The organism is Hyphobacterium sp. CCMP332 (assembly GCA_014323545.1).
Lineage (GTDB): Bacteria > Bacteroidota > Bacteroidia > Cytophagales > CCMP332 > CCMP332.
Genome location: CP058647.1, coordinates 1,240,480 through 1,255,067, shown reverse-complemented (window position 1 = coordinate 1,255,067; position 14,588 = coordinate 1,240,480). Strand labels below are relative to the sequence as shown.

Below are 14,588 nucleotides of genomic sequence, written 5' to 3'. Positions count from 1 at the left end.
ATCGGTATTTAAGATTCATAAAATGTCCCAAATTGGGAAATCAATTCCCAATATTGTAATATTTCTTTAATATGGAATAAAACTTAAAAGAATCGTCATAGCTGTTGTAAAGAGGGGCAGGTGCAATTCGGATGACATCGGGTTCACGCCAGTCCGCGATGACGCCTTCTTTGCTTAAATAGTCAAATATAGCTTTGCCATTTTGCTTCATTATCAATGATAGCTGCGCCCCTCTCTGATTGGGATCTTTTGGCGTAATGATGTCTATCTGTTTTTCACTTAGACCTGAATTGATATCTTCCAAAAGATATTCAGTATAAGCTGTCAGATGAAGGCTTTTTTTACGGAGATTTTCTATTCCTGCTGCTTCAAAGATTTCGAGAGAAGCCAGATGAGCCGCAGAAGTGAGCACATTTACGTTGCTCAGTTGCCAGCCATCAGCTCCGGTCATTGGATCGAAACCGGGTTTCATCTGAAAACGCTTTTCCTCATTGTAGCCCCACCATCCGGCAAAGCGCGGGAGATCTTTATTCTCGGCGTGTTTTTCATGCACAAAGATACCTGATATACCTCCAGGACCTGAATTCAGATATTTATAGCTGCACCAGACGGCAAAGTCAACATTCCAGTCATGAAGTTTCATGGGTAGGTTTCCTGCTGCATGCGCCAGATCAAAACCGGCTTTTGCACCACCAGAATGCGCTGCTTTGGTGATTTTTTCCAGATCAAAATACTGGCCGGTATAGTATTGAACTCCGGGAAACATGACCAGCGCCAGCTCATCTGCGTGTTTTTCGATTGAAGCAATAATGTCTTCGGTACGCAAAGTGTATTCTCCTGATCTGGGCTTGAGTTCAATTTGATGTTCTTCGGGATTTAGTCCATGAAAACGAAGCTGACTTTCCACTGCATAATAATCAGAAGGAAAAGCTCCCGACTCAATCATGATTTTGTTTCTTTTTCCTTCAGGCCTGAAGAAACTCACCATCATTAAATGTAGGTTTCCTGTTAGATTATTCATGGAAACCACTTCGAGTTCCTTTGCTCCAAAAAGATTGGCCAGTGCTTTTTTTGAAAATTTATGATAGTGAAACCAGGGACGCTTAGACACATCAAAATGACCTTCCACACCATGTTCAGCCCAGTCTGATAGCTCCTCTTCAATATATTTTTTGGTGCTTTTGGGTTGCAATCCCAGCGAGTTGCCTGTAAAATAGACCGTATCCTGGCCTTTGTGTTGCGGAATATGAAATTGACTTCGAAAGGAGCGAAGCGGATCATTTTGATCTTGCTCTTTTGCGAATTCAGCGGAGCTATTGAAATTCATTGGACGAAATTAAGAATTTTTAATTGCCGAAGTTTATACGTAGGCAGTACACTTGACCTTACTATGGATACAATGTAAAAGATATGACCTTTCTCGAAATACAAAATACGAAAGAAGGAGGAGGTAGCATTTATTTCAGACTACAGACGCCGGACTACGGATTGCACTTTTCAGATCATGTTTTCATTTTACTTAAATATTAAGTAATTAGTTCACGCTTGTTTTTAAAAAAATAAATCCTTAGCTATGTAGTAACCATTGATCGCGAATTTCATTGCGCATCGTTTCCAAATCAATTAACGTCGCAGGATTTTGACCTGTGTTGGAGTCCTTATATGCGGCCTGTATTTTTTGTAAATAATTGATAAACAATAAATAATGGAAATGATGAAAATCAAAAGCTACTTTTTAACCCTTTTTATGATTGGATTGACCGGATTAGGATTAATCTATTCAAACAAAATAATTGCCTCTCAAGGCGATAATAATTATGATCCTATTGAGCAAATATTTGATATACCTATAACTAGTGAACCTATTACATACATCCTTCCTGAATTAGGCGCTGAAGAGTCCTATATGGTTAAAACTTTAGGTGCATTAAAAGTGAATGATAATTTGACCCAAACAAATATTAACGATGTAAGCGAAAACCTAATATCTAAAAATGAAATAATTATCATTTGGGATAATGAAGCTGAAAATAGGGCAATCTCAGTCTATAAATTCAAAGATGGGAACGCTATTATGGCCATTGGAGGTGGAGGAGAAGGAATGTGTAGGTATTAATCCAGTCTATGAAGTAACAATTCAGAATCCAAATGTAGCTCCGGAAGGTGCTCTTTGTTCTGACGAAGGTGATGAACATAAAAGAGGAGAATTAGGAAATATACTTGAGAGTGATTTTACCGTTTATCCAAACCCAAGTTCAAATTCTTTTTCAATAATTTCATTTGATCCCGGTTACAAATATGTCGCAATTTATGATTTGAATGGTTCTAAAATAGATGAATTTGAATATGAAGGCAACAATTATAAATACAACTCAGAAAATCTAAAAAGTGGAGTTTACGTAATTAAAATAATTAGTGAAGGAAAAGAATATCCTATAAAACTGAATGTTCTTTAGATTAATCATATTATTTCTATTTCTAATTTTAAATTCAGCCAAGGCTCAGAATTCTGAGCTTTGGCTTATGGATTTAAATGGCTGGAATGATAAATTACTTATCGATTGGAGATCTAGTCCTCCAAATTTTGAATTGATTGATAATGTTTTTCCTCATAGTTCAGGTACTCCAAATATAACTGTGAGCAATAAATGCGGAGAAGTACTATTTTATACTGATCTATTCTGCATCATGAATCACAATTTGTCAGATTCCTTATTGGCAGACTCTATTACAGGAAACATTTCGAGTGGAGTATCCGAAACCGGTGGAATAGTCAAAATGCCTGGATCTGATTCCATTTATTTGATTATAAGAACAAATTTTGATCAATACAGATATTTTGATGGTAGTTTTGTTCCTTTTGATTTAGATTCTACAATTGGATATGCTTTGTGGAGCTATAATTCAATGACACAACGCGGCGAATTGATTTCTAGGCAAAATAAGTTCTACGATTTTTATTCTGATCAATTGACAATCATCAAACATGCGAACGAACGTGATTATTGGTTGGTAGGTAGGGAAATTGATGGGAACATTCTGGTTTGGAGCATTGATAGTTCTGGTATTGAAGCTAACCCCACAATATTTACAAGTTCCGCTATCCGTTCTGATATATCTCGAAAATATCCTAACTCTCAAATGTATTGTAGCCCAAGTGGAAAGAATCTATTCTACGTGCATCACAATCTGGATCAAATTTATTTGTGTATAGGTGAATTTGACAGAGAAAGAGGCCAATTTAAAGAAGTAAGAAAAATAGCTATTCCTGTTTATGACCCTTTTTTCAATGAAATACAAGAAATCAGATCTTTTGTTTATTCAGAGGAATGTCGAACACTCTATTTCGTGGAGAATGCATATCGAAATAGGCTATTGAAATATAGATTTGACAATAAATTTAATTTATTGGATTCAACTACGATTTATAAAAGTTCGGACTACTCTGATGTAAGAAAGGATGAAATAAATCTTGCGCAAATGAAAAAGTTTCGGAATAAAATCTATTTCACAAATGAAACTTATAACGGCTCAATTTATACAGATTCAGCAAAATTGAAAATGTCGGTTTTAGAGTTACCCGGAGATTGTAGTGATAAAGAGGTTTTTAAATTAATGGATTTTGAAACCGGTGGATATTTTTATAAATCCAATAATTCTACAGGAAAATTTCCCATGGCTATTGGAGGAAATTACAATGATGAAAAGACTATTGTAATTGAAAATGTTTGTTTTGGTGATACCAGTATTCTTAAATCTTACAATACAGGTTGCAATCCATTTGTCGAGTGGGATATTAAAGAAAAGAATGAGTCTGTTGGAAAAATATTTACACAGGAAAATTTATCATATCAATTTCAATCTCCAGGTCTGCATAAAGTTGAATACAGAACCACAGCGGATACCATAGTTGAATTTGTAAACATTGAACTGAAATTAGAGGGCCCATTGAGCATTGATACATTGATTTGTGAAAATGAATCCGTATTAATTGGAGACCTTGGTATTGAAAGTTCTTCAGCAAATTTTATATGGAATACGGGTGAAAAAGAAATGAGCATTCAAATTGAAGAGGAAGGTACATTTGTGCAGACGGCATACAATACCTGCAATTCGATTTCGAATACCTGGGAAGTACGCGTACTTCCAAATGCAGTAAATTCAATTTCAGACACAGTGATTAATTCCTGCAATGAGAATTCAGTGGAAATCTCGATCCCAGAGGGTGAATGGAGCTTAAGATGGTATGATTCAAATAATCAAAACACAAGAAATTTTGAGAAAACGGGAATATATAATGTAAATGTCTTCAATCAGTGCTTTGATACCACTTTTACTTTTGCAGTAAACTTTGAAAGCGACAATGTGATAAATCAGGTAAACGTCTTCACCCCAAACGGCGACGGTTATAACGACCTTTTCAAACCTTATTCAGAGTACATCAATCCTGAAGGTTTTAACTTAACAATCTACAACCGTTGGGGAAGGAAGGTTTTTGATACAAATGATCCTAATGTGTATTGGGACGGGTTGAATGTTCCTGATGGGGACTATTTCTATTCCTTAAATTTTAAATTGTGCAATAATAGTATAAAAGAAATTAAAGGATTTGTTAAGTTGATTAAGTAAGTAAATGCAATGACATCAATTAATTATAAACTGTTTATTTATCTGCTTCTTTTTATTTTATTACCCGTTTATGGGCTTTCACAATTCAATTATTCTATTCAAAGCATTCATTATCAAAATTTAAATGCAACGTCATTATATCTAGGAGAGGAAGATGTCTTCGGAAATAAATTCTTATTATTTAGTCATCCGGGTCAATTAAATTTTCCAAATGATACAATCATATCAGATAATGTACCTTACGCAAGTGTTTCATTTTTAAAAGTTGATCCTATTGGCAATCTACTTTGGTTTTATAATCATCAAGGACTAGCTTTTTATAATGACATAATAAAAACAAATGAAAGTATCTCTTTACTTGGACGCTTTGATGATTTTCTAAGTTGGGGGAATGACACAATTTTTGAAGAAAACGACCAAGGCTTTTCGGACTTTCAATATTTCTTAGTGAATTTCAGCTACAGCGGCAATTTCAAAAACTTAAATGCACTACCAAAAGCAATAAATGAAATTTTTGACATTGCAGTTGATGGAAATGACATTCTTATTACCGGATTATTCGATAATTTCTTGGTTTATGGTCAAGATTCCTTAATAGAGGACTCAATTTCGAATGTTTCAAATTATTCTGATGCTTTTATTTGTAGATTGGATTCTTTTGGCAATATAATAGATGGTGTAAACCTTGGTAGCTCAGCATCAGAAGTTTATGCTGGAATGGATTTTAATCCATTTTCTAAGAAGTTGCTTTATTCAGGATATTATTTTCAAGCTCCCAATATAAATCCCAATTTATCAATAAATAGTTTGGCTTATATTCTGTTGGACTCGGGATTGAATCTCATCTCAAGCCGAAATTTTTCTGCCCCGCTAGGTGTTCCAATATCTTCATTTAATTATGGTTCAAAAGGAGCCCCGCTAAATTTTGAGTTTAACGACAGCATAGAAAACCTATTCCCAGCTAATAACTCCTATTCTGGCCCGCAGCATTTAGGTTATTATAAATATCCTAACGGTATTATGAGTCCAACGACAAGTGGTGTGGCTTTTGGAGGTTCACAAGTAAGTAGAATGGGTCAACAATTTCTAGTGGATGGAGAAGTAATTTCTGATTTATGGATTCATCCAAATGGAATTGCTTTGAATAATAGTGATTTTAATAATTCTCTCTTTAGTATTTCAATAATTGATATGGATAGTTTGAAACTAACATCAAATGTATCTACAAACGTAAGGTTTGAGTTAAATTCTTATAATGTCGGATCACAATTAGTCTCTAAGAAAATAACTGATTCTTTATCAGTTATTGATACAATTTCAATTATTAATAATCCACAGCAACAACAATATTTAATAGCAAATATTATCAACTGTCAATATTTCAAATTTGAATCAACCATTTCAAAGGATAATGATAGTATCGGTATAAATAATGAAAATTTAAATGTCCAATGGTACCGAAACAACCAATTGATCCCCGGGGCCAATAGTAACAAAATTAAACTCATCGGAAGCGGAAATTATCATGCTGAATTGAGTAATTATTATGGTTGTGTGGATTATTCAGATACTATTTCTGTTGTTAGTGGAATTAATGAAGAAGAATATAATTCATTAAAAGTCTACCCCAATCCGGCCAGCAGCCAAATCAATTTCGAATTTTCAGAAAGAGCCGAAGGAATAATACAGATCTTCGATATCAGAGGTGTAAAAATTCGTTCTATAAAAATTGATTCAAAATCCGAGCTTTTAGATGTTTCCTCCTGGAATGAAGGTGTCTATATCTACAGAATTGAGAATGAGAGGGGGGTTGTTAATGGGAAGCTTTTGGTGAATTGAAAATTACGAATTAAGAATTACGAATTTTTGACTTTGAAACCTATGGACTTTCTTGGCTCACTTTTATTATTTATTAATTGTTTAATTGCTTCGAAAACACTTTGAAATTGTTCATCGTATTTCTTTTCGAGTTCAGCAATTCTTTGGTTTAATTCTTTATTTTCTAAAAACATTTTTCTCAAGTGAACAAAGGTTCTCATAATAGCTATATTGACATCGATCGCTCTTTTGCTATTTAATACACCGGAAAGCATAGCTATACCTTGTTCTGTAAATGCCATTGGTTTTGCACCACCCAAAACACCCTTATGAGGTATCACATTTTGTGATACCATTAATTCAGTTTCTTTATCGTTAAGTTCTAACATAAAATCATCAGGGAATCGATTGAAATTTCGTTTTACTTGTTGCTTAAGAACTCTTGTTTCTATCTCATAAAGCGGAGAAAGATAAATATCCAAAAGAACCTTCTGACCTCTTAAAATTAGAATCTGGTTTGCAATTTCTCTTTCTGCCTTAACTACGTTCATAATTGAAGTGGTATCACAATTTGTGCGACCTATCTTCATTCAATATTATTAAAACAGAAAAGTATTTTTTCAGTAAATGTATGTAGATGTTATCTGGCTGTGTGAAGCTTAAATAGATAAAATGGAACTATGCATTGAAAATTTTCCATTCTCCATTATTAATTCTTGCTTTATACAAACCTGTCATCCGCTTCCATCACTGTACCGCATTTATCACAGGTTCTCATTTCTTTGGAGGCATAGAATTCCTTAAACCTTGGTAAAAAGTCCTTCTCAATATTGTGAAGAGTGAAATAAGTTTCATGCAATTTATTATTGCAGTTATCGCAAAACCATAACAAACCGTCTTTGGCACTTTCTCTTTTCAATTCTACGACCAAACCCACTGAACCTTCGCTTCGCATAGGGGAATGCGGCACCTTTGCCGGCAATAGAAACATCTCACCGGCTTTTATCGGAATATCCACCGCTTTTCCATCTTCCTGTATTCTGACATTGATATCGCCTTCCAGCTGGTAGAACAACTCTTCGGTTTCATTATAGTGATAGTCTTTTCGTGCATTCGGTCCACCGACGATCATTACAATATAATCTCCGGCATCGGCGTATAAATTTTTATTACCAACAGGAGGTTTGAGAATGTGCCTGTTTTCATCGATCCATTTTTGTAGATTAAAGGGTCTGCTAATAGCCATGAGAAATGAATTTGTATATCTCCAAAATAAAAAATAAATAACAATTAGATTTGAAATTGTAAAAGGAATTAAAAATGATTGATTTAAATCTTAAAGGCAAAAAAGCAATAGTCTGTGGAAGCAGTCAGGGAATAGGAAAATCAACTGCCATCGAACTGGCAGAAATGGGCGCACATGTCACCCTCATTGCCAGAAATGAAGAAGCACTCAAAAATATGGTGCAGGGATTGCCGAGTTGCCCCGAATTGCCCCATAATTATATTGTAGCAGATTTTATGGATCCCTCAGGTTTGGAAAAGAATTTAAAGAGTTATCTAAAAGAATTTAATACCTGGGAAATACTCATCAACAATACAGGAGGCCCTCCTGCCGGCAAAGCCATTGATGCGGAACTCGAGGATTTTAGAATTGCTTTTAACGCGCATTTAATCTGTAATCAAATTCTGGCTCAAAACCTTGCGCCCCTGATGCGAAACTCTGGTTATGGCCGAATTGTAAATATCATATCTACATCTGTAAAACAACCCATTCCCGGTCTTGGCGTTTCAAATACCATTCGGGGTGCCGTGGCCAATTGGGCCAAAACGCTTTCAATGGAATTGGGTGAATATGGAATTACCGTAAATAATGTTTTACCGGGCGCAACACAAACGCAACGACTAGATGCTATAATTTCAAGAAAATCCAATAAAGCTTCAAAATCTGAAGAGGAAATTATGGATGAGCTAAAAAGTGAAATTCCTGCAGGACGATTTGCCGAACCAAAAGAGGTCGCGCAGGCCATTGCCTTTCTTTGCACAAGTTCGGCTGCTTATATTAATGGAATAAACATACCCGTTGACGGTGGCAGGACTGGAAATTTATAAAAACAGATTTTTTGAAAATGTAGATATAGCTCCTCTGGCGCTTTTCAGGGTTGCTTTTGGATTTTTATTGGCAGCTGAGGGTTTTGGGGCCATTCTCACCGGTTGGGTGGCCAGGGCTTATATTATTCCGAAACACACCTTCGTATTTATTCCATTTGATTTTCTTTCTCCTCTGCCGGGAAATGGCATGTATTATTATTTTTTCATCATGGGCCTCTTTGGACTCATGATCATGCTGGGCTGGAAATACAGACTTGCTGCAATTGCCTATTTCCTGCTTTGGTCCGGCGCCTATTTGATGCAAAAGACTAATTATAATAATCATTATTATTTAATGGTCCTGCTGACATTTATTCAAATCTTTCTTCCCGCCAACCGCTCCTTTTCACTCGATGCAAAATACAATCCAAAGATTCAATCCAATGTTTGTATCCGGGGAATAATTTGGGTTTTCATTTTGCAAAGTGCCATATTTTATATCTATGCTAGTGTGGCAAAATGGAATACGGATTGGGTAGGATACAATTCTGTAGAACAGTTATTTCTTTCAAAATACGATTACCCCATACTTGGACCTTTGCTAAGTCAACATTGGTTTCAGATAATTATTTCATGGGGAGGCATCGTCTTTGACTTTCTTGTTGTTCCCGCTTTACTCTGGAGAAAAACTCGAAAATACGCTGTATTTGTAGCTTTCTTTTTTCATTTGTTTAACTCCGTTGTTTTTCAAATTGGCGTTTTTCCATACATGGCTTTGGCCTTATTGCTATTTTTCTATAATGGCCGGGAACTTCGCACATTTTTGAATCGAAGGCGAAATATTTACCCCAAATTTGAACAAAGCAATAACCTGCATATAAGTACTTCCAATCAAAGATTGATTTTAATGTCATTCACCCTTTGGTTCGCAATTCAATTGATTTTGCCTATACGTCATCATTTTATTGAAGGGGATGTCAACTGGACCGAAGAAGGGCATAGAATGTCTTGGAGAATGATGTTGAGAACCAAACAGGGAAGAATGCATATCAACGTAATTGACAATGAATCCGGCCAGCGAAAAGTAGTACAACCCTTGGATTATTTAACACCAAAACAATATGTTCGCGTTGCGACCCACCCGGATATGATGTGGCAGTTTGTTCAGATTATAAAAAAAGAATATTCCGGCCAGGACATCAGTATATTTATTCGGGGATGGGTCACCTTAAATGGAGGTAAAGCATATCCCTTATTTAAGTCTGATTACGATATGGCGCATGTAGATTGGGATCATTTCAGACATGCAGAATGGATATGGCCCTATCCGGGAGCAAACATTGAAGATATGCGTTCAGCGAAGTAAATATGGCCTGGATATACTTTCTTCCAAACTGATCATTGTTTCTGTTCTCTGAATACCTTTTATAGACTGAATTTTGTCCTGTACAATTTCCCGGAGATGGGCCGTGTCCCTGCATCGGATTAAAGCGAGTAATCCGTAAATACCCGTGGTGTAAAATAGATTGGTGATTTCCTCGACTTTTTCAAGATCGTTTTTAACATTCTTAAATAAAGCGCTTTTTTCAAGATGGATACCGATAAAAGAAGTAATATCTATACCCAATTTGGCATAGTCAATAAAGAGCTTTGAGTCCTTTACGATTCCCGCTTCTTCCATTTTGTGCATCCTCACATGAACTGTTCCTGGAGAAACATGGACGAGCCTGGCTATTTCACTGTAGGGTTTGCGGGCATCCTTCATAAGAATATTCAAAATAGCCTTATCCGTATTATCGATTCTGTAAAAATCATCCATAATTAATTAAAGAATTATATAATTAGTAAATTAATACAATTAAATTTAAATATACTGTATATATTACGCTAATAAGATAAATAATATATAATTAGTTTGTGTATTTATTACTTTTACATTCATACTGTGGGGTGATGAAATAGGCAGACATGCCCTCCTGTCTCGGGGGTGAAGAGTTTCGGATAAACTCCGTAAGATCAATTTAAGATCTTTTAAGATGCTAAATTGAGCTTCGGGGCTAACGACTTCTTGGAGGTTCGAATCCTCCCCCTACAGCTTTAAGCGAATGCAAAAAATATCAACCATACCAAAAGGAGGAGAGGTATGAGAATCGGAATCGAAAACCTAAGTATATAACCAAAAAATGAGGGCATTTTAATTCCGATTTGTTCTGAAATGGATTTTACCATAAAATTTGGACCATTTCCTATATATGTTAAGGCACCAAAAAATACTGCCGCTATAGAAATTGCCTTAAGTTGAAGCGTGGAATCTGTAAATCCATTGCGGGCAAATTCAACTACCGCATCGAAATCAGATATACTCGCTCCTTTAGAGGCCATTGCTGCTGCCAGGAAATTTAAATAAGTGGGGGCATTATCCAGAAATCCCGAAAGAAATCCCGTACCCCAATACAGAGTATTTGATGTAATAAGTTTTGCACCGGCAGGACTTTGAGCAAACTCACCAACCATTTGAAGGGCCGGCATCATGGTGGCAAAAATCCCAATGAAAATGAAAGCAACTTCCCTTATTGGTTCAAAGTCAAAATCATTTTCTTTCAAAAGTTCGGTATTTCCAAATTTATAGCTGAAGAAGGCGCATGAAAGCATTATCGTTTCTCTGACAAAAGAGAAGGTTGCTCCGTTTATCTCAACCCCGGGGACCCATTCAAAACCGGGCAAATTGGGATCGAGAAATACAGCAATAATTATAATTGCTAACCAAATAAAATTCTTTTTTCCCCTTATACTCAGTTTACCAGTATAGCTAATTTCCTCATCGGGAAAGTAATTCGAGGTATTGCGCCGATCGTACAAATAGAATAATATCAAAAGTAAACCAATTCCAAAAGCCCAGGGAAGAATATTATGAATTACTGTCCACTGGAAGGGTACACCCTTCAAGAAACCGAGAAATAGTGGAGGATCTCCAATAGGGGTCAATGATCCACCAATATTGCTGACAATAAATATGAAGAAAACGATATGATAGGGTTTGACCCGATTTCTGTTTAGTCGAATATAGGGTCTTATCAAAAGCATTGAAGCTCCCGTAGTCCCAATAAGATTGGCTATTACCGCACCGATCAGCAATAAGATAACATTGGTCAAAGGTTTACCTTCTTTATCGATATTGATTAAAATCCCACCTGAAGCAATAAACAGGGCAGAAAGTAAGCTGATAAATTGAAAATATTCGAAAAAAGCATGAACCGGTTCATGGGTATTGCCTAAAAACAGTAAATAATAGGCCAGAACTATTGCTGCCAGCGCTACTGCTACTTTGGGATAATTTTTATGCCAGAAATGTTCAAAGAGGAGCGGGCCTATTGCGATTAATGATAAAAGAAGCACAAATGGTATAACTGCCCAGCCTGCCGGTTCAAGAGCGCTGTGATGGGCATCTTCACCATGTTCGGATAATTCTTCGTGGACTTGTAATTCATTGCTCTCAGAATGCTCAGGATTATCCATAACCATTTCCTCGGCACTGATTTCATTCAAAGCACAAGCTTCGTTTATATCAGAAAAAAGAAATACGGATATCAGGAAAACAAACCCGAAAAGTGTTTTTAAATGCATTCTATGCTAATCAGGCTTTAAAAATAGATTTTGCCTTATCATTTATCAAAATAATGACTGTTAAATATAAAATATTGAGTTATTATATCGCTGTTGATGCGATTTTATTATATCAATTGTCTAAGAGAAATCTCAAATGCTTTCTCCGCCAGTTTGGTTCGATTACTGTTTTCGTCGTGAACCGCCGACAATGCTTTGTGAATTACTTTTCTGGTATCGTTAAATATCGACTGATCGGTAATCTCCTTGTTGGTTTCCATTAAATAGGCAAAAACCCGTGCCATACCACAATTTGCTATGAAATCGGGGATTAAAGCCAGATTCTGATCGGCGTATTTTCCAATTGGCCCCATAAAAATTTCCGGATCTGCAAAGGGAACATTGGCACCACTGGAAATAACTTCGAGGCCATTTTCAATCATTTTTTGCAATTCTTCCTGTTTGATCAATCTGGAACCGGCAGCCGGTATGAAAATGTCAGCTTTTTGATTCCAAATGATTTCATTAGCTTTTTCAAAAGGAATGAGGTTTTCGCCGATCAAAGTATTCCCAATTTTATTGACAAAGAGTTGCTTAATCTCCTCATAACTTAATCCATCACTTTTTATCACTCCACCCGCCTTGTCAATAATTCCAACTACGGATACACCCCATTTGGCAAGAAAATAGGCCGCAGCTGAGCCCACATTTCCCCAGCCCTGAATAATTGCTTTCTTATTTTGTAGTTCCCCTCCCCATATTTCGTAATAGCTTCTCACCGCCTGGGCTACGCCATACCCCGTGATCATATCTGCAACGTGGTATTTTTTATTTCCCGATGGAATAAATTCAGGATCTTCTATTACCTTGGATACCCCTTGTCTGAGCTGGCCGATTTTCCTGATTTTTTCAGGTTCGTTTGGATTAAAATAACCATTTACAACACCTTCCTGAGGATGCCATAGTCCCAGGTCTTCTGTTATTGGAATTACTTCGTGAATTTCGTCAACATTAAGATCGCCACCGGTACCATAATAATTTTTTAATAGAGGAATAACTGCTTTATACCATCTTTCGAGCACACCCTGTTTTCTTGGATCGTGCGGATCAAAATTGATTCCCGATTTCGCCCCTCCAATTTGCGGTCCGGAAATGGTAAATTTAATTTCCATGGTTTTAGCGAGGGATTCCACTTCTCTTCTGTCAAGCCCCGGTCGCATACGTGTGCCACCACCTGCAGCTCCATTTCTAAGGGAATTGATGACTACCCAGCCTACAGCTTCGGTTTCGTTGTCGTTCCACTCAAAAACGATTTCAGCCTGTTTATTTTCAAATTTCTTAAGAAGATCCCACATGTTAATTCTTATTAAAGTTACAGTTTCCAAAAAGCATCCCGCCAATGCTATCTCTTTTTGCCCCGGTTACTTGAGCAATACAATTGGGCATTCCCAAAGCCTTTAGCAATGCCAGGTAGGCAAAGATAATGGCTTCTTTATTATCTGCGATTGAGGCATCGGGAATAATTAAATTTGACTTAATCTTTGATTTTAGCAGCTCTGTAAAAAAGCCATTATGAGCTCCTCCGCCGCTAATCAGGACTTTTTCTTCTTTATTCAAATATTGGTTTAAAACAGCGGAGATTTGAATGGCCTGATGATTGTTCACAGTGTGAATGATGTCTTCAAGCTTATAATCATTATAAAAACGTTTAATAATTGGTTGAAATGTATTTTCATACCAGACCCTGTCTATACTTTTTGGTTTAATACTTTTATAGTATTCGATGGCGTTCAGTTCTTCGAGTAATGGCACAATAACTGAACCTTGTGAAGCCAAATTACCATCCTTATCGTATTCATATCCCTTTTTCTGAGCTAGTTCATTCAAAGCCAGATTAAAAGGACAAATGTCAAAGCCTATTATTGATTGCTCCTTTGTTTTGACACTAAAATTTGAAATTCCTCCTAGGTTTAAGAATCCTTTATAATCGGGGAAAAGATCCAAATCACCTTTAGGTGATAACGGAGCACCCTGTCCTCCGGCTTTGATATCGGCATTTCTAAAATCAGTAACAAGAGGCACTCCAACGATGGAATGAATGATCCGGCCATCACCCAGCTGAAGTGAAAACCCTTCATTGGGTTTGTGAAATACAGTATGCCCATGAATGCCTATTAGGGAAATTTCTGATCGTCCTTTTATAAATTGCTCCAATTTATCAGCGATCCATTCACTGTATTCGATGTCAAGTAATTTTAAATCTTTAGAGGATATTTGAGCTGCTTCCAATAAAGCACCTTGCAATTCTTTTGGGTAGGCTAAAGTAAGCGCGGTATTGATTTCAAATTTTACCTTTTCAGGATTGATCTTGAAAGTACAATCGGCAACATCTATTCCGTCAAGCGAAGAACCGGACATTAAACCCAAAACTCGAACTTCCATAAACA

The 14,588-nt window shown here is 36.4% G+C and carries 13 protein-coding genes; 6 read left to right on the top strand and 7 right to left on the bottom strand.

Features of this window, described 5'->3' with window-relative positions:
- Positions 1 to 40: 40 nt before the first annotated feature.
- Positions 41 to 1,327, bottom strand: coding sequence for a kynureninase (gene kynU, locus HZR84_05455; GenBank protein ID QNL21403.1), 1,287 nt, complete (start codon positions 1,325 to 1,327; stop codon positions 41 to 43).
- A gap of 384 nt (positions 1,328 to 1,711) precedes the next feature.
- Here kynU and HZR84_05450 point away from each other — a divergent pair, with 384 nt between their 5' ends.
- From HZR84_05450 to HZR84_05435, 4 genes are read left to right on the top strand one after another with little or no spacing between them, the layout of a single operon-like run.
- Positions 1,712 to 2,116 carry a hypothetical protein gene (locus HZR84_05450; protein ID QNL21402.1) on the top strand — a complete coding sequence of 135 codons (405 nt, stop codon included), beginning with the start codon at positions 1,712 to 1,714 and terminating at the stop codon, positions 2,114 to 2,116.
- Positions 2,061 to 2,456 carry a T9SS type A sorting domain-containing protein gene (locus HZR84_05445; protein ID QNL21401.1) on the top strand — a complete coding sequence of 132 codons (396 nt, stop codon included), beginning with the start codon at positions 2,061 to 2,063 and terminating at the stop codon, positions 2,454 to 2,456. Before HZR84_05450 ends, HZR84_05445 begins: the two co-directional genes overlap by 56 nt.
- Entirely contained in the window at positions 2,446 to 4,629 is a 2,184-nt protein-coding gene (locus tag HZR84_05440; protein ID QNL21400.1) for a gliding motility-associated C-terminal domain-containing protein, read from the top strand. Before HZR84_05445 ends, HZR84_05440 begins: the two co-directional genes overlap by 11 nt.
- Before the next feature lie 9 nt (positions 4,630 to 4,638).
- The gene (locus HZR84_05435) at positions 4,639 to 6,468 is read left to right on the top strand and encodes a T9SS type A sorting domain-containing protein (GenBank protein ID QNL21399.1); all 1,830 of its coding nucleotides are present in this window, start codon (positions 4,639 to 4,641) and stop codon (positions 6,466 to 6,468) included.
- A 17-nt stretch (positions 6,469 to 6,485) separates the two neighbouring features.
- On the opposite strand, the gene HZR84_05430 is transcribed toward HZR84_05435, so the two are convergent.
- Together HZR84_05430 and HZR84_05425 are read right to left on the bottom strand one after the other, a co-directional pair.
- Positions 6,486 to 6,998 (bottom strand): ORF6N domain-containing protein, encoded by a 513-nt coding sequence (locus tag HZR84_05430; protein QNL21398.1) that lies wholly within the window; start codon positions 6,996 to 6,998, stop codon positions 6,486 to 6,488.
- A 170-nt stretch (positions 6,999 to 7,168) separates the two neighbouring features.
- The gene (locus HZR84_05425) at positions 7,169 to 7,693 is read right to left on the bottom strand and encodes a 3-hydroxyanthranilate 3,4-dioxygenase (protein ID QNL21397.1); all 525 of its coding nucleotides are present in this window, start codon (positions 7,691 to 7,693) and stop codon (positions 7,169 to 7,171) included.
- A 77-nt stretch (positions 7,694 to 7,770) separates the two neighbouring features.
- Here HZR84_05425 and HZR84_05420 point away from each other — a divergent pair, with 77 nt between their 5' ends.
- A complete protein-coding gene (locus tag HZR84_05420) occupies positions 7,771 to 8,559 on the top strand; it encodes an SDR family oxidoreductase (protein ID QNL23200.1) in 789 nt (262 codons plus the stop codon).
- A complete protein-coding gene (locus tag HZR84_05415) occupies positions 8,537 to 9,904 on the top strand; it encodes an HTTM domain-containing protein (protein ID QNL21396.1) in 1,368 nt (455 codons plus the stop codon). The genes HZR84_05420 and HZR84_05415 overlap by 23 nt, the downstream gene beginning before the upstream one ends.
- Here the strand turns inward: HZR84_05415 and HZR84_05410 are convergent.
- The 4 genes from HZR84_05410 to HZR84_05395 all read right to left on the bottom strand — a co-directional run bounded on the left by HZR84_05410 (position 9,893) and on the right by HZR84_05395 (position 14,583).
- Positions 9,893 to 10,357 (bottom strand): AsnC family transcriptional regulator, encoded by a 465-nt coding sequence (locus HZR84_05410; protein QNL21395.1) that lies wholly within the window; start codon positions 10,355 to 10,357, stop codon positions 9,893 to 9,895. The two genes, HZR84_05415 and HZR84_05410, sit on opposite strands and share 12 nt — an antisense overlap.
- 278 nt (positions 10,358 to 10,635) lie before the next feature.
- Positions 10,636 to 12,162, bottom strand: a complete 1,527-nt coding sequence (locus HZR84_05405) for a sodium:proton antiporter (protein ID QNL21394.1) — start codon at positions 12,160 to 12,162, stop codon at positions 10,636 to 10,638.
- A gap of 107 nt (positions 12,163 to 12,269) precedes the next feature.
- Positions 12,270 to 13,496 carry an amino acid dehydrogenase gene (locus HZR84_05400; protein QNL21393.1) on the bottom strand — a complete coding sequence of 409 codons (1,227 nt, stop codon included), beginning with the start codon at positions 13,494 to 13,496 and terminating at the stop codon, positions 12,270 to 12,272.
- Between the two features lies 1 nt (position 13,497).
- Positions 13,498 to 14,583, bottom strand: a complete 1,086-nt coding sequence (locus HZR84_05395; protein ID QNL21392.1) for an anhydro-N-acetylmuramic acid kinase — start codon at positions 14,581 to 14,583, stop codon at positions 13,498 to 13,500.
- Positions 14,584 to 14,588 lie beyond the last annotated feature (5 nt).